Origin of the sequence: Micromonospora sp. WMMD712, assembly GCF_029581295.1 — a bacterium.
GTDB classification, from domain to species: domain Bacteria; phylum Actinomycetota; class Actinomycetes; order Mycobacteriales; family Micromonosporaceae; genus Micromonospora; species Micromonospora carbonacea.
In genome coordinates this window covers 5,320,984-5,342,136 of the sequence record NZ_CP120743.1, presented here as the reverse complement: position 1 = coordinate 5,342,136, position 21,153 = coordinate 5,320,984, and the positions used below count along the sequence as shown (strand labels likewise).

Genomic DNA, 21,153 nt, shown 5'->3' with positions numbered 1-21,153 from the left:
GCGACAGCGCCGCCTCACGACCCACCTCGTCCCTCGGCCAGCCTCCGTCGCGGGATACGAATCACCGGCCGGAGCGCGTACGAACACCCACCGGCGTCCCGGTGACCCGCGACGACCTCGACGCCGACGTCCTCAAAGCGGTCAGGCGCGCCGCCTGGACCCGGCAGGCCTTCTACGCCCTCGTCCTAGCCGTAGCCCTCATCGGGCAGGTCACCGGCGCCGCCCAAACCCTCGACGTCCCGCTGATCATCGCGATCCCCGCCGTCGCCACCCTGGAACTCGGCGGCGTCGTGGTCATGGCCGACGCCAACGTCAGACGCCGCCTCGGCGAACGGGCCCTCGCCTCCCGCCTACTCTCCGCCGCGATCGCCGCCAGCGCGGTGACCTTCAACTGGGCCGCCCACCCCGACCACCTCCTCGGCGGCTTCTACGCCGCCATGTCCGCCCTCGGATACCTCGTCTGGCTCCTCCACGCCGGCAACCAACGCCGCGACCGACTCCGCGCCACCGGCAACCTCCCACCCACACCACCCGCATACGAAGTGATCGGGCACTGGCTCCGCCACCCCGCCATCACCCTCCGAGCCCGCACGATCGCCAAAGCAGACGGCCTCGACCTCTACGACTCCCTACGCCACGCCCGCGCCACCATCGAACGGGAACACCGCAACGCCGCGATCGCCAAGGTGCTACACCGCAAGATCCGCGCCGCGCTGGACACCACCACGGCCGACATCGCCGTCCGGGTGTACGACCTCGACGAAGTCGCCGACCGCCTCACCGCCACCGCCGACTACAACGAAATCACCAACCTCCTCGCCGCAGACCTCACCCCGAAACGGATCATCACAGCCGACAACGCCAGAGGCCGTCGCTGGTTGAGCCGAGAAGGTCACGTCCCAGCGCCTCGGGCACCTGAGCCCCGCTCGTTTCCGCCGTCACCGTCCAGCTGGCTCACGGCGGCAACGTCAGCTGATGAGCAGCAGGTCTCGGAACCAGAGCCGGACCGAAGCCCAGTCCCCGATCCCAAGGACGAGCAGCCCCTGCAAGCCGAGAGTCGCAGCAGCGTCCCACCGCAGGCCGTGCCCGCAGCGGACGAAGCGATTGGCGCGGACGGCAGAGATGTTGCTGGCGACGATGAGGTCCCGGACGTCCCCAGGGAGACTAGGGAAGCGGTGGCCTACTGGCTGCGCCGAGAACCGGACATCGAGCCTGAACGAATCGCCGAGAGAATCGGAAAGTCTCTACGATCGGTCTACCGCTACCTGCCACCGGACTACCCCAGACGGCCGGGAATCGCCAGGCAACGGACACGGCGACACCTCGGCCCCGCGCGACAGAACAGCCAGCGCGAGTGACCTCAACGGCTGCCCGCGACCGACCCGACAAACGCGAAAGGGACCGGTCTCTTACTCAAGGCCCGCAGGTGAGCTGAGCGCCCACTCGCTCAGCCCACCTTGGTCGCCGCCGAATTGCCTCGAAAGGCCGGGCGTCTCCGCGCGAGCGTGGAGGCGGGGCGCGGATCGCGGCAGATCCGGGCACCAGGCGATTCCGCCGCGCGGTGACGCGTCGACCGAACTCACTGTGGGACCGATCCATAGAGGATCTGGCTGTGGCGCATGGCCGGTGTAGGGTCGCCTGCACGAGTGGCGGCATCGTTGTACGGAGGCAGTGGTGGAACGTCGTGGCGACGATGCCCGCAGGATCGATCTGCGAACGGACCGGGCGCACGGCGCACGAATCTACGACTACATCCTGGGTGGCAAGGACAACTTCGCCGCCGACCGCGAGGCCGGCGAGAGTTCGTTGCGGATCTGGCCCGCGTTGCGGGTCCACATGCAGGCGAACCGGTCCTTCATGCACCGGGTGGCGCGTTTCCTGGCCGCCGAGTGCGGGATCCGGCAGTTCCTCGACATCGGCACCGGGCTGCCGACATCACCGAACCTCCACGAGATCGTGCAGGCGGTCGATCCGGCCGCACGGGTGGTCTATACCGACAACGACCCGCTCGTGCTCGCGCACGCCCGTGCGCTGATGGTCGGGACGGCGCAGGGACGCACGGCATACGTGGCGGCGGACATGCGCGATCCCCAGACGATCATCTCCGCGCCGGAGTTCCTGCGGACCCTCGACCCGAGCCAGCCGGTGGGGCTGCTGCTGATCGCGATCGTGCACTTCATCGAGGACGACGCGGAAGCACTACAGGTCGTACGGCAGGTCTTGGACGTGCTGCCGGCGGGCAGCTACCTGGCGATGTCCATCGCGACCGACGAGTTCGACCCGATCCCGCTGGCCGAGGTCCAACGGCAGTACAACAGGCTCGGTGAGACCCTCGTCTTCCGCGACCGTGCCACGGCGCTGCGGTTCTTCGACGGCTTGGACATCGTCGAGCCGGGGCTGGTCCAGGTCCACAAGTGGCGTCCGGACGGATCCGAGGCCCCAGGGATTGCGGACAAGGACATCGCCATGTACGGGGCGGTCGCGCGCAAGGCATAGGCCTGCCTACCCGGCCTTTAGTCCGCCTGCGGGCGGACTGAAGGCCCGATCATGAGGAGGGGAGAGTCAGGCCGCCACAGTCTCCTGCGTGTGTTCACCGCGAGCTGAGCGCGACGGAGGTCAAGGCCTTCCGAGGGCGACAGTTCCCTGGCTACTGGCCTGCGTGCGATCGTGGAGTTCGGGCGAGCTTGATGGCAATCCATGCGCAGGGCCGGGGTCCTTCTTGACGGCGCTACCGCCGTCCGGACCGCCTGCGATCGAGGACGAGTAGATGCGAGGACTTGACTGGCTGCCCAACTCACTACTGGCTCCGCCGGTATGTTCACTGTCCGTGATACACGAAGGTCGAGCTACTTTATCTTGTAGCCGAGGTTCCAGGAGATCGAGATGCGCAGGCCGTCTCCGGTGAATTCGGGTACCGCGTGCTTGACCCAGCCGGGAAACAGCAGTAGCTCGCCGGGCCTGCACCGTAGCCGGACACGGCTGCCTTCGCCGGCGATGGTGATGCCGGGGTCATAGTAGTCGACGTGTGCGCGTGGGTCGATCAGGTCCAGCTCGCACGCGTCGGGTGCTTGGACGTAGTAGATGGCGGTGAGTGCGGTGTTGGGGTGGAAGTGGGCCTCGTGCTGGTCGCCCGTGCGGTAGATGCTGGCCCAACTGCTGCCCACGACGACTTCGAAGTCGGGCAGGTCGGGTCGTTGCTGGCGGCCGAGCGTCTGAACGAACTGTTTGGCTATCTGCAGCACCCAGGCGCTGAGGGCTTCAACGGTTGGGTTGTCCCACTGCATGAGGTCGGACAGGGTCTCGGTCTTGTAGGTGTACTGGTTGCCGGTGGTGTCGGCCTTGGCCAGTACCAGTTCGGCGAGTTGTCCGTTGATGATCTCTGCGTAGGGGCGGGGGATCCGAGCTACTGGGGTGGCGAAGGTCTGGGCGATCACCGCCGGTGAAGTCGGGATGGCGTCGGCGAGGTCGTCGTGCTGGTGGGTTGCCGTCACGGGTGTCCTCCTGGTTCATGCGGCGGGTTGTGCCGTTGCTGGTTGCGGTGAGGAGGTGTGGGGTGGGGTGGGCTGTCGGGTGATGCGGAGGGTGCCGAGGGTGCCGAGGGCAGCGATGAGGGCGAAGACGGCGGCGACGGCGGTCGGGGTGAGAGTGGTGACGAGCAGGCCGCACAGGGCGGCACCGGCGGCGGATCCGATGTTGTAGCCGGAGCCGAGCCAGGCGTTGGCTTCGGTGAGTTGACCGGGGTGGATGCGTTCGTCGACTAGGAGATAGCCCACGACGAACATGGGTGTCATGGCCGCGCCGGCAAGGAAGATGGCGGGCAGGGTCAGCACCGTCGAGGCAGTGGGAATGAGTAGTGCTACTCCGAGTGTGTAGCAGGCGGTGATGACGCCGTACTTGCGGCGCAGCGGCAGGTTCCATCGCAGCCGCCCGTAGACGAGGCCCGCGATGACGCCGCCGAGGGAGTAGGCGGCGAATCCGTATCCGGAGGTGGCTATGTCGCCGGAGGCCTTGGCGAGTGCGGGAAGGAGCACGCCGAGACCGCCGCCGACGGCGCCGAGGGCGAGGATGGGAATGACGATGCCCTGTCCGTCGGCCAGACGCATCACCGACCGGCGGGACCTGGCGCGGCCGTCGCTGGCTTCGGCGGCTGCGGTCGGGGTTGTGCTAGTGCCGGCGAACAGGGCAATGCCGAGTGTGGCGGGAATCAGCAGAAGAGCACCGAGTGGCAGCACCCACCGTGGTGAGATCGCGCCGAGCGCGAGCGCGGTAACCAGGGGCGCCACGACGAAGGTCATCTCCTCGACGATGGAGTCGAGCGCGTGGATCTGCTGAAGTTGGTCCTTGTCCTTGACCAGTCGGGACCAGCAGGTGCGTACCGTGGCGCCGATCGGTGGGGCGGTGGCACCGGCGAGGGTGATCGTTGCGATCGCAGCGGGCCACGCAGCGGTGTCGATCATCAGCACTGTCGTGACCACTAGGAGCACGTGCACGGCAGCCATGAGGGGCAGGACGCGCGGACCGTGGCGGTCGGTGAGTCTGCCGCGCAGGGGGGCTAGGAACGCGATGGCGGACATCAGCCCGGCTGAGGCGATGCCTGCGGCGAGGAATCCGTGGGCGGTGGAGAACGCTACGACGGTGGAGAACGGCACGATGCCGTAGGCGAGCCGGCCGAGGGTGCCTGCGGCCAGGACGGGAGGAATGCCGGGCAGCCGTAGCGTGGCGAGGTATCCGGGGCGGGTCATCGGCTGCTGCCTGCGGTCGCTGGTTCGCTGAGGCGGGCGCTGGCCCATGCGGCGGCGGTGTGGGCGGCGTGCCGCAGCCGGTCGGGATCGTGGCCGTCTATGAGCTGCTGCCCTTCCAAGTGGGCGGTGCCTTTGCTGGCGCGTAGGGCGATCCGGCCGATGATGTCGGTGCCGGCAAGTACGGGCATGCCGAAGTAGCCGCACTCTCGCTGTGCTGCGGGCTTGTATGCCTCGAGGACGTAGTCCACGCCGAAGAGGCGACGGGCTCGGGGTCGGTGCCAGATCAGGGAGTCGAACGGCGACAGCGGCGTGCACGCGTCGTCGTCCAGCGGTATCTGCTGCCGGGCTGCGGAGGTGATCCACGCCGGTTCGGTCCAACCCTGCACAGCTACCGGCTCGGCGTCGGGTATGTCGCGCAGGGCGGCGGTGACGGCGGATTTGGGCAGCCGGAAGTAATCGGCGATGTCGTCGGCGGTGCCGATGCCGAGGGCCCGTAGCGCGAGACCGGTGAGGTAGTGGAGGCAGGTGGCGTCGTCGGGGTCGTGCTGTAGTGACGCGGGCAGCACATCGGCGACGGGTTGGTAGAGGCGGCTGAATCGGCGTCGGGCGACGCACACGAATTCGCCGGTGGCCAGCAGCCATTCGGCGGCCCACTTGGCCGGGGCGCTGCGGTACCAGCCGCTTCCCTTCGCGCCGCCGAGATCGGTGACGGTCATGCCGCCGCTGGCGGTGACGGCGGCGCGGACGGCGTCGCAGGCGGCCGGGTCAACGGCAGGTCCGCTCCATCCGCCGGCCTGGAATCGGCGACGGCGTAGGGCGAAGTACGGCCACAGTTCCAACGGCAGCACACTGGCGGCGTGCCCCCAGTACTCGAACTGCGTTGGTGTGGCCCGCTCGTCGAGGAAGCTTTGTGCAGCTTGGTCGGCGACGCCGCGGGCGAGCAGCACCAGTTCATGGGAGCGCCGGACCACCTGGATGGTGTCCAGTTGGATCGTCGCACGGGCCCTCAACACCGCCGTAGCGTCAGTGTGCGGATGCGCGAGGTGCAGCCCTTGCGCCGCGACGGCGACGACGCGGGCCTCGGCCTGGCTGATCTCAAGCATCCGATGCCTCCGGTGCGGCGACGGCCGCTTGTAGTGAGTCGGGGTGCAGCAGCACCAGCCGGGCGATCGGATCGCCGCGGCGGATGCTGACCGGGTGCCGCGGGGCAACGGCGATGGAGAACCCGCCCTGGCTGGTCATGGCGTTGACAGTCTTCGCCGGTATCACCCCGACCGGCACCTCCAGTTCCGCTATCGGCCCGCCGATGACCAGTACGAAGTAGCGGTCCGGCACGCGCACGCTCCAGCCCAGCCGCCATTCGACTGTGCCGTACCCGTTGGGTAGAAACATGCTCTCCCAGCCGGCGGACGTTTGGAAATCATGGAAGCGCAGCCAATCCGTGTCGCGGGTGGCGATCCAGTCGGTGCCGCGTCGCCACAACTCGCTGCGGCCGATCTTGGAGGCGACGGGGCGAAGGTCCTCTTCCTCGGGCATGCTGAAGTCGATGTCTTCTACCGGCGTCATCCGCATGGTGACCGGCGAGCGGATCATCCAGCCGAGTTCCTGGCCGAGAACCCACGGGGGGCACTCCACTGGCAGCCGGGTGATTCGTTTGTAGCGGAAGTGGTCCTGGTAGAGGTCACGCTCGTCGCGGGCGGCTTTGCGGTCCACCCGGTGCGGCTGCGGAACCAGCGCCCATGGTTGGACCTGTGTGAACGCGACTTCGACCATGTTCTCTTCCTCTTGTGCGGGCAGCGTCGCGCCCGCCCCGATGCAGGTGGCATCGAAGCGGGCGCGGGGTGGATCAGGCTTCGACGTAGTCCAGCCGTCGCTGCCGTTCCTGCTCGGAGATCGTGTCGAGGTCGAACATCGTGACGCTGCACGGCCCGTACCCGACGTGGATCTCCTCGTAGGCGAACTCGCCCTCCTGCCGGTCCAGCGGGGCGGTCTTGAGGTCCACCATCGTCAGCGTGTTCGGCCCGTAGTCCGGCCCCTCGGGGTCGCGGTGGTACGCCCTCGCGAAGTTGCTGCAGTAGACGGTGAAGTCCTGGTGGTCCACGACCACGCCACGAGGGCCGGGGCCGACGGGGATGTGGCGGGTCACCTGCAGCGTCTCCACGTCGATGACGTAGATGCGGCTCACCGTCTCCACGGTGACCAGCGCGTACTTGCCGTCGGTGCTGAACGCCACCGCCCGGCCGCCGATGTGCCCGAGGTCGACGCGGTGCACTTCGTCGGTGGTTACGTCGATCACGGTGCAGTAGGTCGCCTGCGTGTTCGCCACGAACACCCGCGAGCCGCTTGGGTCGATGTTGAGGCTGTAGGGGTGCGCCTCCACGTCCACCGGAATCTGCTCGACCTCGCGCACCGACTCGACGGCTCCCTGGGACAGACCGCTGATGTCGATCTTGCTGACGTAGCCGTCGCCCCAGACGCACACGTACGCGTAGGCGCCATCCTTGGTGATCATCATGTGGCGCGGGTCGCGACCCATCGGAATCTGGGTTAGCTCGACGTTGAGCTCCAGGTCCACGATCGACAGGCTGTTCGATCCGGAGTTGCTCACCAGCGCGTACTTTTCACCAGGCACGATGCCCAGGCCCCGCGGCGCGAAGCCGACCTCGATGCGACGCACCTCGCGCAGCGCGACCGCGTCAATCTCGGAAATGGTGTTCTGGCTGGTGTTGCAGACGAAGCCACGCCCGCTAGCCGTGAACTTCACGCCCCCACGCGGCGCGTTGCCGACCCGGATCTGCTTGACCGTCCGGTGCTCGCCCGGTCCGGTCTTCGCGACGACCGAGACGACACCGTCGTCGGTGTCGGTCGAGAAGAACTGCACATTTCGCACCACTAAACCTCCAAGTGTCTAGCGTCGACATGTTGAACCGACCCTAGGAGAGGCCACGAGAGTAATCAAGGGGTCACGAAGAGTTCTCAGGTCGCGTATCCTGGGTGTCTGCTCATGCCACGGTGAGACCCCGGCCGACACGAACGGGGGTCTGTCGTTGTCGGTCAAGACCGACCGCTTCTGCTCTGTCTCAAGCTTTCGATAAACCCGTCTCCTACTCGAAGCGCCGTGCATGGCCTGAGCGTCTCTCCGCTCAGCCCATGCACGGACGCCGCCGGTATACCTTGCCGATCGGATCAGCGCTCGGTGACGCAGTCCGGTGTTCTCAGCCGTTCGTCGGGTCCTCGCCGGGCGGGTCGACCTCGATGAATCCGAAGAGCCGTTCGATTACCTGGAGGGCCTGGGTGGAATAGCGGTCGGCGAATCCCCGGCAGATAGCGGGCTTGACATCTGCATCCCGGTGGTAGGGCAGGGTGTCGTGGCAGACGACGAACGACTCGTTCTGCCGCGCCTCGGCCACCAGATCGCGCAGGCGCCCTTCGGTCAGGTGCATCGGGTTGCCGGGGCGGAAGATGCACGTAGCGCACTGGCGGGACAGCAGTCGGGACTTGCGCAGCACCGGGTCGCCGACGCTGAGGTTCCAGCCCTCGTCTGGTGAGGCATCGTCTTCATCAGGTGCTGTCGGGCAGGGCAGGGCGCCGCCTGGAACCTGGGGCAGTCCACCGTCGGTGGTCGTCTGGTCGAGCCAGCGGGTGATCTGGTCGATGTGCTCGCGTTGCAGGCCGGTGATGCTGTTGACGGGGACCAGCAGCGTGTTGGTGCCTCGGGCGGTGCGGTCGTCGGCCTCGGCGTGGTCCCGGCCGCCGAATTCGTCGTCGAGCACGGCCACGGGGCGTTCGCCGATGGCGTGGTACAGGGCGGCGAGTTTGAGTTGGCGGCCGAAGCGTATGCCGCCCGGTCCGGTGTCGATGACGGGCAGGTCGGTGGGGAGGCCGAGGCGGGGTGCGATCCAGGTGGCGGCGATCGTGCCCCAACTGGTGCACCAGACGAGGTCTGTGCGGCGGGCGAGTTCGGTGAGCCAGGTGCCGTGGTCGGGGTGCAGCCACACCTCGCCGCAGACGTGCCGGCCGGTGGGGTCGGGGCCGTCGTAGTGGTGCCGGTGGTAGCCGAGGTGGCGTGCGGTGGGCGGGTGGTCGGGGTTGAGGACGCCGTCGACGTCGATGGCGACCACCGGCCGCGCCTGGTCGGCTGCGGTGCGCGTCGGGTTCATCGGGCCTCGATTCCGCCAGCTCGGTCCATCGGCAGGACCGCCCGCCGGGTGTGGTGTCCCGACGGGGATAGGCGCCACATCGCAGCGGCCTGTCGGTCGGTGAAGAAGCCGACGAGGTTGTCGCGGTTGCGAGGATCCACATCGGGAAGGGTCGTCGTGCTGTCGGGCATGCTGCTCTCCGTTTCGAAGCGTGCGGGGGGATCCAGCGGCGGACCTTGTGGGCCGGCGGGGATCGGCTCCCGGCGCGTGGGCGGGAGCCGATTCCCGCCGGATTCAGGCCCCGTTCAGGGCGTCGATGGCGGCGTGGCCAATGAGGTTGACGCAGGTGGTGGGGTCGTCGACGGTGATGGTGGTGGTGTGGTCGTACACCCGGGGTGGCCAGCTTTCGTTGGCTGGTGCGAGCCACAGGACGGCGCAGCCGGTGTGGTGGAGTCGGGTGATGGTGGCCTGGGCTTCGTCGGGGTTGACGTAGTGGCCGTCGGAGACGACGACGAGTAGCCGTGCGGTGCCGGGGGCGGACAGGTGTAGGAGCCGGTCGGCTTCGGCGCAGGCTTCGACGAACCGTTCGGTGCCGGCGTCGGCTCGCATGTCGCGGACCTTCACGGGACGGCGGCCGGGTGGGATGAGCACGGTGATCCGGTCGCCGTAGGCGAGGGTGGCGGTGGTGGCTCCGGCGCGGGTGGCGGCTTGGGCGACGATCCACGCCGCCGAGGACATGGGTTTCGCGAAGTCGGTCATCGACCCGGACGCGTCGATGAGGATGCCGACGGTCAGTTCGGGGTCGGGGACCGGGCGGCGGACGGTGCGTTGCCAGGGCTGGGCGGTGGGGATGGCGCCGGCTGCGCGTTGGGCGGCGAGGGTGACCGCGGCGCGGGTGCGCAGTCGTCCGGGCGGTGCGGTGCTGGGTTCGCGGGTGCGGGCGGGTTCGCGGTGGCGGGCGCGGCGTAGCAGGGTGGTGAGTCGGTTGGCGGCGTGGCGTTCGGCGTCTGCGGGGTCGCGTTCGGTCCAGGTGATCGGCACGTCGGTGTCGACGTGGATGCCGGGCACGTCGGTCCGGGGCCCGCCGCGCCGGGGGTCGGGCGTGTCGGCGGGGTTGTGCAGGATGGCGTCGAGGGCGGCGGCGATGGCCGCCGCGATCGTGCTGGTGGCCGCGTCGTCGGCGGGTAGGCCAGGGCTGGTGGTGGGGTCGATGCCGAGTAGGCGGCACCATCGTTCGCCGAGGTCGATCATCCGTGTGGTGTCGGTGTCGACGACGGTCTGGGCTTCCCGCCAGATGTCGCGTAACCCCTTGAGGAGCTTGCGGCCGAGAACCTTGGTGATCAGGCGTCGCGGTGTGCGGACGTCGGCGGGGTAGAGGATCTTCGCGTCGACGCGGGCGAGGAGCAGTCCGGCGGCGTAGGCGGCGCTCCACGTGGTGTCGGTGGGGGTGTCGGTGGGGTCGATGATGCTGGTGATGGCGCGGCGTAGCCACCGTCGGTCGCGGGGTCGGGTGTCGCGATAGCGCCGTTCGACGCGGGATTCCTCCAGTAGGAGCGCGGCCTCCCGAACGACGGGGGGCACGCCGGGCGGCGGATTCCACGTGGAGTGGATGACGTGGGCGCACTCGTGCAGCAGAACCCCGTAGGCGACAGGGGCCTTCGACCGGTGGGCGGGTCGGCGGGGGTCGGCGATCGTCGGGTCAGCGACAAGGTCGGCGTCAATGTGGATCTGCGCGGTGGCGGGGTAGCTGAAGCCGGGTGGGCCGCCGGCGGCCGGGGTGACGGTGACGTGGGCGTCGGCCCGTCCGGTGATCCGGGCGGCCTGCTTCGTCCAAGCTGCCGACCACGGATCCCAGGGTGACGCCGCCGGGGGTGGAGTCGTAGTGGCTGGACTGGGCCCGGAGGTGCTCAGGTGCGCGGAGACGCTGGTCATGACGGTTTCCTCACTTCTGCTTGCCGAGGGTGAGGGGCGTGATGGTGGTGCCGCGATAGGCCCGTTGGAGGGCTTCGACGACGGCTGGGCGATCGGGTTCGGGTGCGACCGCCGCGAGGTTGGCCACGGCGGCGGGCAGCCCGAGGCTCGCGGCGACGCGCTTGAACGCGAGCAGTTCACGCAGCTGCGGTGCCCAGTCGATCTCGTGCTTGCGCATCCGCTGGTTGAGGGCGATCGCCGCGTCGATGGCGCCGTTCGGGACGCCGAGGGACCGGGCGAGGTCGAAGTCGGTGGTGACCTCGATGTGCACGGCGAAGCGGGAAGCGAGGGCCTCGGTGAGGATCGCGCCGTGGACGCCGGGGTTGTGGCCGGCGCAGACGAAGAACCCGGCGGCGGCGGTCACGATCTCGTTGTGGTGCGCGGCGATGGTGACCGTCCCCCGGCCGTCCATGGCCGGGTAGAGGGCGGCCAGGACGCGGGGTGGGATGAGGGTGGCGTCGTCGATGAACAGGGCGCGTCCTTGACGCATGGCGGTGATGAGGGGGCCGTAGGTGAACTCGAAGCCGCCGTCGGGTAGTGGCACGTAGTTGCCGACGAGGTCTTCGACGGTGGTGTCGCCGTGGCCGGCGACGGTGATCGCGTCGGTGTAGGCGGCCTCGATGAGGCTGGTCTTCCCGGTGCCGGGCGGTCCGTAGAGCAGGACCGGGATGTTGTCGCGTCGCAGCCGGCGCAGCACCCGTACGTCGGTGTCTTCGCCGAGTTGCCGGGGCAGGTACCAGACCCCGTTGGGCCGTAGGACGGCGCCGGGACGCGGCGGGACCGGGCCGGTCGGGGCAGGCACCGGGGTGGCAGGTGCCGGAGGCGTGCCGGTGGTGGCGGTGGTCGAGGGGGCGCGGCTGGCACCGGCTCCGGCGGCGAACGCGTCGATGCCCTCGGCGGTAATGGTGTAGCGGCGTGGCGACCCGCCGGACATCGTCGCCCAGCCACGGTCGACGAGGCGGTTCAGCACGGAGCCGATCGCCCCCGAGGACCGGCCGGGCAGGTGCCTGCCGAGGTCGCTGATGGAGAAGGCGCGGTGTGGTTCGGCCGCGAGCAGGGCCAAGACCGGCCCGAACATGGGGCGGGGCTTGGCCTTGGGCTTGGCGGGTCGAGCGGGCGAGGTCACCGGGCACCTCCGACGATGGCTACGGTCGGGGTGCAACCGATACCCGCGGTCCGGCAGGTGATCAAGTCGTCTGCGGGTAGTTGCGGTGCCGGCTGGTGGCCGGTCAGCGACCGGCGGGCGGGCGTGCTCGGGTGTGGCATGAGGTGCTCCTTGGCGATTGACGCCGCCGCGCGCCCCTTCCCGGGGTGCGCGGCGGCGTTGGTGGGCCACTGCGGGCGGGAAGAGCGCGCGTAGCCGTGCTCGGCTACGCGGAGCGGTGTTCAGGTCAAGCACCTACCGGGCGGGAAGGCGCGTCCGGAATCGGAACTCGCAAGCCGGCGTCCGACCCGAGCGAGGTGGCTCGGTTCCTTGCCGGTGGCCTGTCTGCGGTGGTCGTGCCGGTGTCGGTGCGGCGTGGTCGGGTCCGCGTCCTACGCCTGGTCGGGGCAGGGCAGGTCGCCGACGACCTGGTCGCATGCGTACGGGTCGACGGCCTCCCAGCACCAGATGTAGCCCATCATCACGTACCGGCCGTCGTCGTCCGGGGTGATGCGGTCGATGGCTTGCGGGTCGTTGGACAGGACACGCTGGTCGGCGACGATGACGTCGCCGTCGAAGGCCAGGTCGGCCAGGGCCTCGTCGACCCGCCGGTCCAGGTCGTTCTCCGGTACGCCTTGCTCGCGCAGGCTGTGGCGGTGCTGGTCGCGGTGCCGCCGCTGGTCGGCGACGATCGCCTCGGCCACCGGGCGGGTGCAGGAGAACACGGCCCACCCGTTCCAGTGGTCGATCAGGGTGCCCACGAACCCCACCGCGATACGGTCGTCGCCGTCCGGGCCGACGGTGCGCGCCCACTCGCCGGAGAACACGCCGACGCCGCCGATACGGACCCGGTCGGGGTGCAGGTGCGAGAGGTCGCGGCCGGTGGGGCTGGCCGCGAGACGGCACAGTTCGGCGACGCGGTCGGTAGCGGCGGTGTCGAACCCGTCGCGGTAGACGCCCATCGCCTCGTCACGCTCCTGGACGCGCAGCCCGAACCAGCCGGAGACGTCGCCGGTGGCGTCGGCGAACAGCTCCCATCCGCTGGTGTCGACCGACTCCCCCGCCCAGGTGACGTGGGGTAGGGCGTCGAGGACGGCGGGATCGCCGTCGCCGATGCCGGCCAGGATCCGACGGGCGGCCAGGCGGGTGTCGCCGCCGGCCCGGGGGCCGATGGTGTGCTGGGCCCACCGGTCGGCGGCGGTGCGGCCGGCCTCGGCACCGGCGGCGCGCATCCGCCGCAGCGCGGTGGCCCATCCGGTGGCCTCGCCGACCAGCCCGCCGGTCGGCTCCGGGGTGGTGGTGTGCTCGATGCGGTCGCCGGTGTCGAGGCACATCGACAGGGTCGAGCCGCTGTCCCAGATGACCTCGACGGTGTTGTGCCGCTGGTCGTGGCGGCGGACGGTGCCGGTGTCGCCGGGCCGCAACAGGGTGTGCGGGTCGCTGGTGTGCACCAGGGTGACGCGCTGGCCGGGCTGGTAGATCATGGTGTTCTCCGATCGGTGCAGGGACGGGCCGTAGCCGGGTCGGTGTGGGCCGCGTCGGGCGAGTGGGTTTATCGGGTGCGGTCCGTCGCGTCGCCCGTCGTGGGGGTGTGGGGTGGCCAGGGCTTGCGGACGAGGTGGTCGCCGAACATCGGGTCGGTGGCGAGCGAGGAGCCGCAGCGGGTGCAGCTGGTGGAGGTGTCGTGGCCGTAGCCGGCCATGGACGGCACTTCGACGTGGTCGATCTCGTCGACCGCGCCGCACACGGTGCACACCGTCATCTCCGGTCCGCCGTCGTCGAGGGCGGGTGTAGTGACGAACAGGTCCTCGACCGGGTCGAGGTGGTGGGCGCTGTGCCGCAGCCAGCGGCCGTGGACCGTCGCCTCGTACACCACCAGCCGCCGTTGGTCGAGGTGCAGCAGGTACAGCCACTCGCAGTCCCCGTCGAGGTCCTCCCGCAGCGAGCCCCGGCGAGTCCTGCCGTCCTCGGTGACGGCCGGGTAGCCCAGTCCCGGTACGGGCGGATGCCGGTCCCATCGCCGCGGCTTGGGGTTGACGGCGAGGCTCCACCAGTCGTGGGCCAGCAGCGCGGCGGCCATGGCGTCGGTGCTGCGGCCGAACGTGTCGGTCCAGATCCGTCGCAGCAGCGGCACCAGGACCTGCGGCTCCTCGCCGAACTGGATGCGGCGGGCGGTGTACCTGCCGCGGAACGCGGCAACGCCGATCAGTACGGGTGTACTCACGTGCCTTTCCTCCTCAGGGGTGTGTGGATAGGGGGTTGTGGCGGTCGCCCCTGCCGGGGATGGCCGCCGAGCTGGGTGGCCATGGGCCGGTGGGCGTCGCGTCAGGGCCTGGTGCGGAGCGGGGCGTTCTGCGCGGCCATGAAGGGCACCGGGTCGATCGCGCCGTTCGGGCCGGCATCGGCGTGGTGGTGCACCTCGTAGTGCAGGTGCGGGCCGGAGCTGTGGCCGGTGGAGCCGACCAGGCCGATGGGCTGGCCGGCGGCGACCGGCTGCCCGAGCGTCACCATCGGGGGTTGGTCCATGTGGCAGTAGCGGGTGAGCAGGCCGCCTGGGTGGTCGATGTCGACGTACCAGCCGCAGCCGCGCGTGAGGACGGGGTCGCCGTCGCGGTCGCAGCCCCATTCGGCGCCGGTGTCGGCGTGGACGGCGTCGCAGCGCACGGTGCGGACGGTCCCGGCGGACGCGGCGCGGATGAGGGTGCCGCGCGGGGCGCTGAGGTCGACGCCGTCATGGCCGGGCCGGTCTGCGCTGCGGAACCCCGACCCGACAGGGGCGAGGACCGGCTGCGTCCACGGGCCTGCGGCCCCGCACCCGGCCAGGCCGTCGGTGGGTAGGCCGGTGGTGTCGGCGATCGCGGTGACCAGCCGGGTGGCCGGTCCCTCCCATTTCGCGTAGGCGTCGGGGTAGGCGCTGACCTGCACGGCCTGGGCGGCCTCGGTGAGCGGCATCGCCTGCCAGCCGCCGACCGCGACCAGCTTGCGGTAAAACTTGTCCGACGCGTAGACGGGGTCCTGCAGCTGTGCGGGGGTGCCCCAGCCTTGGCTGGGGCGCTGCTGGAACAGGCCCACCGAGTCGCGGTCGCCGCCGGACAGGTTCCGCAGGGTGCTCTCCTGCATCGCGGTCGCCACCGCGACCACCCACCCGCGAGCCGGTAGGGCGAGGCGGGCGCCGGTGGTGACGATCGTGGCGGCGTTGCCGACCTGGTCGCTGTCCCAGTCGCCGCTCGCCGGCCACGCCGTCGGCGGCGCCGACGCAGGCGGCAAGGTAGACGGCGCGGCGGCGGGTGAGACAGACACGGGGATGCAGCCGGCGGCGCTGCCGCCGCCGAGGACTCCGCCGAGACCACCGGCGCAGAGGATGACCACCGCGACCACCGCCACGGCGAGCGACACCAGGGCTCGAAGCGTCATCCCGTCCTCCGGCAGCCCATGCCGAGCCGATGCCTGGGGCGGACCCGCGTGGCGGTGTGGCCGCCAGACGCGGCGTGCCACGAGAAGAGGCAAGCCGCGTGCGGGCGTCGGGCGGGTCTCTCCTCCCGCTCTGCCGGGTCCTGGAGGCGGTGGATGCCGACCGGGTCGCCGTCCCCGCTGTGCACGGTGACGGTGCCGTCGGCGGGGTTGATCAGGTAGATCCACGAGGCGCCGAGGTCGACGGCGCGATGGAGGGGGAAGACGGTGGCCGGCTCCGGATCGGTGTCGTCGAGCGTCATCCCGACGCCCGCGACGGAGTGCTGGCCAGGCAACGATTGCGTGTCCGGGGTGATGTCGGAGCGGAGGTAGGCCCAGTCGTGGGCGAGGACCGCCTCGATGAGGGCGTTGGTGTCGCGGCGTGTGGCGGTGGCCCAGATGCCGCGCAGCTGCGGGATGAGCGACGAGGGACAGCCGTCGTGGACGTAGCGGGCGCGGACGATGGCCGGGCCGGCGGGGGCGCTGACTCCGACGTAGCAGGGTGTTCCCACGGTCTTCTCCTCGTGTCGGTAAGGGTGCGGATACGGCGACGACCGCGCTGGCCGTCGAGGGCCGCGCGGTCGTCGGGTCGGTGAGATGCGGGTGTTGGGCTACCGGGCGAGGACGGCGACCTTCTCGCCGTGCAGCAGCGGCGCGTCGTCGGGGCCCTTGAGGTGGGCGTGTATCCAGATCCGGTAGGCCCGCCCGTGCTTGTCGATCAGGCGGCGCCAGTGGCCGCGCACGACGAACCGGACCCGGTAGTGCCATCGGGTGTGGCCGTCGGCGGGTTCGGTCAGGGTGGAGGTGCGGCGCAGCATCACGACGCGGGTGTCGTGCACGACGTGTGCACGGGCGGCGCGGCGGCGCGCGGGCCGGTCGAGCGGCGCTGGGGCGGCGACGCTGATGGGTTGGGCCTGGATGCGCCAGAACGCGTAGGCGATCGCCGCGCAGACACTGGTGCGGGCGGTGGCGTCGGCGATGACGTATCGCCCGTCGGGGGCGGACTCCCAGTCGCGGTCGGGCTCGTCGATGTCCGGTTGCGCGACGGCGGGCACGGGTCTCGCGATCGGCAGCAGGTCGAGGTTCGTCAGCACGTACGGGCCGAGTCGTGACAGCAGGGTGGGGTCCTGGCGGGCGTAGTCCTGGATGCGGGCGGCGTGGGGGTCGTCGGGGTCGTCGCGGTGGGCCCAGCCGCAGATCAGCCAGGACCGTCCACGGGGGGAGGTGATGGTGGCCCAGGTGATCGCGGCGATGCCGCTGACCTGGCCGGTCAGGGCGCGGTGGTAGATCGGTTCGGGCAGGTAGAGCACACCCGTGTCGGTGGGGGCCGCGTCGGCGGTGAGCAGGTCGCCGGTGAGGTCGAGGGCTTCGGCCGCCGCGGCGACGATGGCGGTCATGGCGGGGGCGAGCACGTAGGCCTCGCCCTGCGCCCATACCGTGCTGCTGGCGCGGTTGATCACGTCGGTGAGCCTGTGGTGGGCGGCGGCCTCGTCGTCGCCGTGGGTTGGCGCGAGGCCCGCCCAGTTGGTCTCGACAAAGGCTCGGGTGTACTCGCTGCCGTCGATGCTGGCGCAGTACTCGTGCATACGGGTCTTCATGTCGACGGCGGCCCCCGCGTAGCCGGCGAGGGTGGTCTCGGCGCGGAAGGTCACGGAGTCCTCCTGATGGGGTTGGGTGGTGTTCGGCGGCTGCCGGGGCTAGGCCGTGTTTCGTAGGGCGCGAAGCCATTGGTTGATGGCGGCGATGGTGAGGGTGGCTTCGTAGCGCACGGCGAGTTTGTCGTATCTGGTGGCCATGGCGCGGTGTTGTTTGAGCTGGTTGATGCCGCACTCCACGGCGTGACGCAGGCGGTAGACCTCGGGGTCGAAGGCGGGCGGGCGTCCGCCTTTGGACCCCTTGGCCTTGCGGTGTGCATCCTGGTCGGTCTTGCTCGGGATGCATGCTCGGATGCCGCGGGATCGGAGGTGGGCTCGGTTGGCTTTGGACGTGTACGCCTTGTCGGCCAGCACGGTGTCCGGGCGGGTCCGGGGCCGGCCGCCACCGGCACGCATTACGCGGATCTTGGCCAGCACGGGGATGAACTGTGGGCTGTCGCCGCGCTGTCCGGCGGTCACCACCATGGCCATCAGTTTGCGGCCTTGCTCGCAGGCCAGATGGGTCTTCGTGGTCCAGCCGCCCCTCGATCGACCGAGCCCGTGATCGGACGGTTCGGCCTGCACACCACCGGGCGGCTCCTTCTGCGCCTGCCCGTCACGGCGGGCCCCAGCGGCGTGCTGATGGACGCGGCTGATGGTCGAGTCCACGCTCACCGTCCAGCCGATCAACCCCGCCGCGTCCGCCAGGGCCTGCAACGAAGTGAGGATCTGCGCCCAGACGCCGTCGCGCTGCCAGCGCCGAAACCACCGGTACAGGGTCTGCCACGGCGGGTAGTACGCGGGCACGTCCCGCCATGGTGATCCGGTCCGGACCCGCCACCGGATCCCGTCGATGATCAGTCTCATGGTCCATCTGCGCGGCCGAGCATGACCCGTTCCCGCAGGCAGCAGCGGCTCGAGTACCGCCCACTGCACGTCGGTCAGGTCATGTCGCCTCGCTGCCGCTACGCTCGGCACGAGGTCTCCGGTGTGAAGTTCTAGCTTGGTCGCTGAACCAACTACCGGAGACCTCTCCCATTAGCGACCACCGCCACGCCATCAACCGCTACGAAACACGGCCTAGGCGACGGCCAGGGTCGCGCCGGGGACCCGGCGTGGTAGTCGCTGTGGGATCCGCGCGCGCAGGTGGGTGGTCGTGGCGGCGAGGCCGGTGGTGAACCAGCCGACGAACCCGCCGCGGTCGCGCGCGGGCCGCTGCGGGCCTGGTGCGTGGGCGATGGCCGGCTGCGGCAGGGGCGGCTTCGTCATCCGGGTTCGCGCGGCGCGCATCGCCTGTTGTGCCTGCCTGGCGGCCGGGCACGGGCCGACCTGGTTGGCGCACTGCAGGTTGGCGCAGCGGTTGTCGGGTCCGGGTTGGTGGGCGGTGAGGACGTCGACGGCCAGCCGCCACAGCAGGGGGTCGGTGACGTCGCTGGGCACGAGGGCCCGCTGGGAGGGGCGGGACCGGCTCCGGTCGAACATGCGGGTGACCTTCCGTCGGGTTCTCGGGCAGGGGGGCATCGCCGGGTCGGGTCGGTGGTGTTGTGCCTGATGACCGGCTCGGCGATGACCACGACGATCGACGCTTATCTCTCGGGCAAGGTCAAGTCGCCTGCCTGTGGTGATGCGGTCTGCACGGTGGGAGCAGGGCCTACCGGGGTGCTCTTCCGGGTGGGCGTCGTGTCGGCGCTCCGTGCTCAGGCCATTCCTTGCGGCGGCGAGGGCGGGTCGGGACGGCTGGTGGCTTCGACGAGGCGTGCCAGCCCGGACTGGGCGGCTGCCGCGTTGTCGAGGCGTTCGTCGATGAACACGATCGGGTGCTGTTCGCCGCGCAGCCGGGTGACCTGGTAGCCGCGGTGGTCGGCGTCGACCGCGTCGACACGCCGGATCTCGTGGGGTTCGGCGGACTCGACGAGCACGTCCTCGTAGCAGACGGCCCAGGCCAGGAGCCGGAGTCCAAGGGTGGGTTCCGCGAGCAACTCCGTGATCAGGTCGATGTCGACGCAGGCGGCCAGGGTGGGCCGCCTGATGTGTGTGCCGGCGGCGAGTGTGGCGGCGAGGTCCGGGAGGAAGTCGGTGAGGCCGGCGCGGTAACGGCTCATGCGGACGTCGTTGAGCGGGAGGTGCGCGGCGCGTAGCTCGCGTCGGGTGCCGCTGGTGGCGGAGGGTGCGGGTCGGTCCTGGATGAGCAGCAGCAGCGGTGGGCGGCCCCAGCCGAGCTGGTCGGCGCGTGCCTCGACGTCCAGGAGGCATCCGGTCAGGGTGTGCACGGCGTTGAAGGACAGCACGGTGATGAGCTCCTTGAGCGACGGCAAGCCCCGCAGGCCGGGCGGCCTGCGGGGCTTGAGGAGGGAACGCTTGCGTTAAGAGCGGCGCTGGGTGCTACCGCAGGTCGCGGTAGCGGGTGATGAGGCCCGGGGGTGTGTCGTGGTTCGGGTCGTGGCCGTGGGTGCCGCTGCGGGTGCGTTTGGCCAGGTACATGGCCTGGTCCGCGGCCTGCATAAGGTCGCGGGGCAGCATGTCCGGCTCGGCGAGGGCGTGGCCGACGCTGGCGGTGACCGTCACCTGTTGACCCGCGATGTCGAACGGGGCGCCGCTGATGCGGTGGTGGGCCGCGTGGGCGGCGGCCTCGACGTCCGCCCGGTCCCCGTCGACGAGGAGGGCGAACTCGTCGCCGGACAGGTGCGCGGCCAGGACCACCGGCGGCCCGAGAGTTTCGAGGCGGCGACCGACCTCGTACAGCAGGTCGTTGCCGTACTCGTGGCCGTAGGTGTCGTTGACCTCCTTGAACCGGTCGAGGTCGATCAGCACGAACCCGAGCGGTTCCCCGAGGGAGAAGATGGCTTCGAGGTGGGCGAGCAGGGCGCGCCGGTTCGGCAGGTCGGTGGTCTCGTGGTGCGTAGCCAGGTGGCGCCAGTGGGACCGGTCGCGTTCGACGGCGGCCAGCATGTACCGCTGCCGGTGGAGGATCCGCCGCTGCCAGGCGAGTAGGGCCGCCGCGGCGGCGAGACCGGCGAGGACTCCGCCGGCCGCGGTGAGGTAGGAGTGCAGGTGAGACAATTGACATCGCTCCTTGTCACTGAAGGAGCACCGGGGTGGGCGTGAGCCGCCAAGTTCGACGCCCACCCCGGGCTACCAGGGATGTGGGCGCCGGCTAGTCGCTGGTGGGCGCGAGTTGGAAGGTCGCCGGCCGGTCGGCGACCTGAACTGCGATGCCGGCGGCGACGAGCTTGTGCACGGCGTTGACGACCGCGCCCGCGCTGGCCTTGGCCGAGCCGCTGCCCTCGTTGGCGGCGTCGATGGCCTTGCACAGCTGGCTGGTCTTGAACGTCTGGTCGGGGTGAGCTTCGAGGACGTCGCGGATGGCCCCGCGCAGGCTCCCCTTCGACCGGCGCGCCTGTGCCCCCGCCGTCGGGTCCGGGTCCTCGGCCTGACCACCCGCCGGTAAGTGGTCACGGGCGCTCGCCGGGTCGAGGTCGCGTCCGGGCTTCACCTCACCTGCCTCGACAGCGGCCGAGTGCTCGACGCTGACCGTCGTCACAGACTCGCCGCCCTCGCCGGCAAGGTCGGGCGCGCGCGCCTCGCTCAGGCCGCCGCCCGGCGGAGGGGACATGTCCTGCGGGGCCGGTGGATCCGCGGCGACCTCCGGCGCCGGCCGGCGTACCTCGTCTGGCGGGTTGCCGGTTGACTCGTCCCCCGGTTCCGCCGCGACCATGGTGTCCGTGTCCGTGTCCGCTGCCGGTGCGGGGGTACCGCCCGACTGCTCGGGGTTCCCGTGCGGGGCGCGGTCTGGTTCGAGGGTGTGGGGCGGGTCGTCGGTCGCGGTGGCCGGCGTGTCGACGCTGCCGGCCGTGCTCGCCGGCTGCCGCCAGAGGGTGCGGCCGTCGTCGGCGCGGAACGTTTCGGCTTGGCCGGCTTCCTCCAGCACGCGCAGCCGCTTGGTGGCCGTCGAGTACCCCACGCCGGCTCGCTGCGCGATCGCGGCGGCCGTGTCCTGTCCGAGTGCCGCCAGAGCGGCGGTCACCTTGTCGAGCGCGGTCGGGTTCGTGTTCTGCTCCGGTTCGTTGTCCATC

General features: G+C 70.5%; 21 protein-coding genes. 2 read left to right on the top strand and 19 right to left on the bottom strand.

The features are described 5' to 3' along the window. The first annotated feature begins 101 nt into the window (after nt 1–101). Together O7633_RS23260 and O7633_RS23255 are read left to right on the top strand one after the other, a co-directional pair. A complete protein-coding gene (locus tag O7633_RS23260; RefSeq protein ID WP_278131568.1) occupies nt 102–1,358 on the top strand; it encodes a hypothetical protein in 1,257 nt (418 codons plus the stop codon). Nucleotides 1,359–1,674: 316 nt separating this feature from the next. Further along, entirely contained in the window at nt 1,675–2,496 is an 822-nt protein-coding gene (locus O7633_RS23255; protein WP_278131566.1) for an SAM-dependent methyltransferase, read from the top strand. Between the two features lie 350 nt (nt 2,497–2,846). Here the strand turns inward: O7633_RS23255 and O7633_RS23250 are convergent, their stop codons facing one another. From O7633_RS23250 to O7633_RS23160, 19 genes are all read right to left on the bottom strand, one after another. After that, nucleotides 2,847–3,491, bottom strand: a complete 645-nt coding sequence (locus O7633_RS23250; RefSeq protein ID WP_278131563.1) for a TIGR02466 family protein — start codon at nt 3,489–3,491, stop codon at nt 2,847–2,849. 15 nt (nt 3,492–3,506) lie between these two features. Beyond that, on the bottom strand, nt 3,507–4,742 hold the full coding sequence (locus tag O7633_RS23245) for an MFS transporter (RefSeq protein ID WP_278131561.1): 1,236 nt from the start codon (nt 4,740–4,742) through the stop codon (nt 3,507–3,509). Continuing rightward, complete coding sequence (locus O7633_RS23240) at nt 4,739–5,845, bottom strand: crosslink repair DNA glycosylase YcaQ family protein (protein WP_278131558.1); 1,107 nt, start codon at nt 5,843–5,845, stop codon at nt 4,739–4,741. The genes O7633_RS23245 and O7633_RS23240 overlap by 4 nt, the downstream gene beginning before the upstream one ends. Beyond that, nucleotides 5,838–6,515, bottom strand: coding sequence for a hypothetical protein (locus tag O7633_RS23235; protein WP_278131556.1), 678 nt, complete (start codon nt 6,513–6,515; stop codon nt 5,838–5,840). Before O7633_RS23235 ends, O7633_RS23240 begins: the two co-directional genes overlap by 8 nt. Before the next feature lie 73 nt (nt 6,516–6,588). After that, nucleotides 6,589–7,632, bottom strand: a complete 1,044-nt coding sequence (locus O7633_RS23230) for a YncE family protein (RefSeq protein WP_278131554.1) — start codon at nt 7,630–7,632, stop codon at nt 6,589–6,591. Nucleotides 7,633–7,957: 325 nt separating this feature from the next. Beyond that, nucleotides 7,958–8,902 carry an HAD domain-containing protein gene (locus tag O7633_RS23225; RefSeq protein ID WP_278131552.1) on the bottom strand — a complete coding sequence of 315 codons (945 nt, stop codon included), beginning with the start codon at nt 8,900–8,902 and terminating at the stop codon, nt 7,958–7,960. Next, nucleotides 8,899–9,072: a hypothetical protein gene (locus O7633_RS23220; RefSeq protein ID WP_278131551.1), complete on the bottom strand. Its 174-nt coding sequence runs from the start codon at nt 9,070–9,072 to the stop codon at nt 8,899–8,901. The genes O7633_RS23225 and O7633_RS23220 overlap by 4 nt, the downstream gene beginning before the upstream one ends. Nucleotides 9,073–9,175: 103 nt before the next feature. After that, nucleotides 9,176–10,813, bottom strand: a complete 1,638-nt coding sequence (locus O7633_RS23215) for a VWA domain-containing protein (protein ID WP_282323938.1) — start codon at nt 10,811–10,813, stop codon at nt 9,176–9,178. Between the two features lie 10 nt (nt 10,814–10,823). Continuing rightward, complete coding sequence (locus O7633_RS23210) at nt 10,824–11,930, bottom strand: AAA family ATPase (RefSeq protein ID WP_278136321.1); 1,107 nt, start codon at nt 11,928–11,930, stop codon at nt 10,824–10,826. A gap of 458 nt (nt 11,931–12,388) precedes the next feature. Continuing rightward, on the bottom strand, nt 12,389–13,480 hold the full coding sequence (locus tag O7633_RS23205) for a DUF4314 domain-containing protein (protein WP_278131548.1): 1,092 nt from the start codon (nt 13,478–13,480) through the stop codon (nt 12,389–12,391). Between the two features lie 68 nt (nt 13,481–13,548). Next, nucleotides 13,549–14,220 carry a hypothetical protein gene (locus tag O7633_RS23200; RefSeq protein WP_278131546.1) on the bottom strand — a complete coding sequence of 224 codons (672 nt, stop codon included), beginning with the start codon at nt 14,218–14,220 and terminating at the stop codon, nt 13,549–13,551. A gap of 101 nt (nt 14,221–14,321) precedes the next feature. After that, the gene (locus O7633_RS23195; RefSeq protein ID WP_278131544.1) at nt 14,322–15,410 is read right to left on the bottom strand and encodes a M23 family metallopeptidase; all 1,089 of its coding nucleotides are present in this window, start codon (nt 15,408–15,410) and stop codon (nt 14,322–14,324) included. Then, entirely contained in the window at nt 15,407–15,958 is a 552-nt protein-coding gene (locus tag O7633_RS23190) for a hypothetical protein (protein WP_278131543.1), read from the bottom strand. Before O7633_RS23190 ends, O7633_RS23195 begins: the two co-directional genes overlap by 4 nt. A 99-nt stretch (nt 15,959–16,057) precedes the next feature. Continuing rightward, entirely contained in the window at nt 16,058–17,098 is a 1,041-nt protein-coding gene (locus O7633_RS23185) for a hypothetical protein (RefSeq protein WP_282323937.1), read from the bottom strand. 45 nt (nt 17,099–17,143) lie between these two features. Then, complete coding sequence (locus O7633_RS23180) at nt 17,144–18,058, bottom strand: IS5 family transposase (protein WP_282323936.1); 915 nt, start codon at nt 18,056–18,058, stop codon at nt 17,144–17,146. Between the two features lie 102 nt (nt 18,059–18,160). Further along, a complete protein-coding gene (locus O7633_RS23175) occupies nt 18,161–18,562 on the bottom strand; it encodes a hypothetical protein (protein WP_282323935.1) in 402 nt (133 codons plus the stop codon). A 215-nt stretch (nt 18,563–18,777) separates the two neighbouring features. Further along, a complete protein-coding gene (locus O7633_RS23170) occupies nt 18,778–19,395 on the bottom strand; it encodes a hypothetical protein (RefSeq protein ID WP_282323934.1) in 618 nt (205 codons plus the stop codon). Nucleotides 19,396–19,462: 67 nt separating this feature from the next. Further along, nucleotides 19,463–20,140, bottom strand: coding sequence for a GGDEF domain-containing protein (locus tag O7633_RS23165; RefSeq protein ID WP_282323933.1), 678 nt, complete (start codon nt 20,138–20,140; stop codon nt 19,463–19,465). 94 nt (nt 20,141–20,234) lie between these two features. Continuing rightward, on the bottom strand, nt 20,235–21,152 hold the full coding sequence (locus tag O7633_RS23160) for a hypothetical protein (protein ID WP_282323932.1): 918 nt from the start codon (nt 21,150–21,152) through the stop codon (nt 20,235–20,237). Nucleotide 21,153: the final 1 nt, after the last annotated feature.

Bases quoted from the DNA above. Each gene is read 5' to 3' on its own strand.
- O7633_RS23245 (WP_278131561.1), bottom strand. From the start codon at position 4,742: ATGACCCGCCCCGGATACCTCGCCACGCTACGGCTGCCCGGCATTCCT.
- O7633_RS23240 (WP_278131558.1), bottom strand. From the start codon at position 5,845: ATGCTTGAGATCAGCCAGGCCGAGGCCCGCGTCGTCGCCGTCGCGGCG.
- O7633_RS23235 (WP_278131556.1), bottom strand. From the start codon at position 6,515: ATGGTCGAAGTCGCGTTCACACAGGTCCAACCATGGGCGCTGGTTCCG.
- O7633_RS23225 (WP_278131552.1), bottom strand. From the start codon at position 8,902: ATGAACCCGACGCGCACCGCAGCCGACCAGGCGCGGCCGGTGGTCGCC.
- O7633_RS23220 (WP_278131551.1), bottom strand. From the start codon at position 9,072: ATGCCCGACAGCACGACGACCCTTCCCGATGTGGATCCTCGCAACCGC.
- O7633_RS23215 (WP_282323938.1), bottom strand. From the start codon at position 10,813: ATGACCAGCGTCTCCGCGCACCTGAGCACCTCCGGGCCCAGTCCAGCC.
- O7633_RS23210 (WP_278136321.1), bottom strand. From the start codon at position 11,930: ATGTTCGGGCCGGTCTTGGCCCTGCTCGCGGCCGAACCACACCGCGCC.
- O7633_RS23205 (WP_278131548.1), bottom strand. From the start codon at position 13,480: ATGATCTACCAGCCCGGCCAGCGCGTCACCCTGGTGCACACCAGCGAC.
- O7633_RS23195 (WP_278131544.1), bottom strand. From the start codon at position 15,410: ATGACGCTTCGAGCCCTGGTGTCGCTCGCCGTGGCGGTGGTCGCGGTG.
- O7633_RS23175 (WP_282323935.1), bottom strand. From the start codon at position 18,562: ATGTTCGACCGGAGCCGGTCCCGCCCCTCCCAGCGGGCCCTCGTGCCC.
- O7633_RS23160 (WP_282323932.1), bottom strand. From the start codon at position 21,152: ATGGACAACGAACCGGAGCAGAACACGAACCCGACCGCGCTCGACAAG.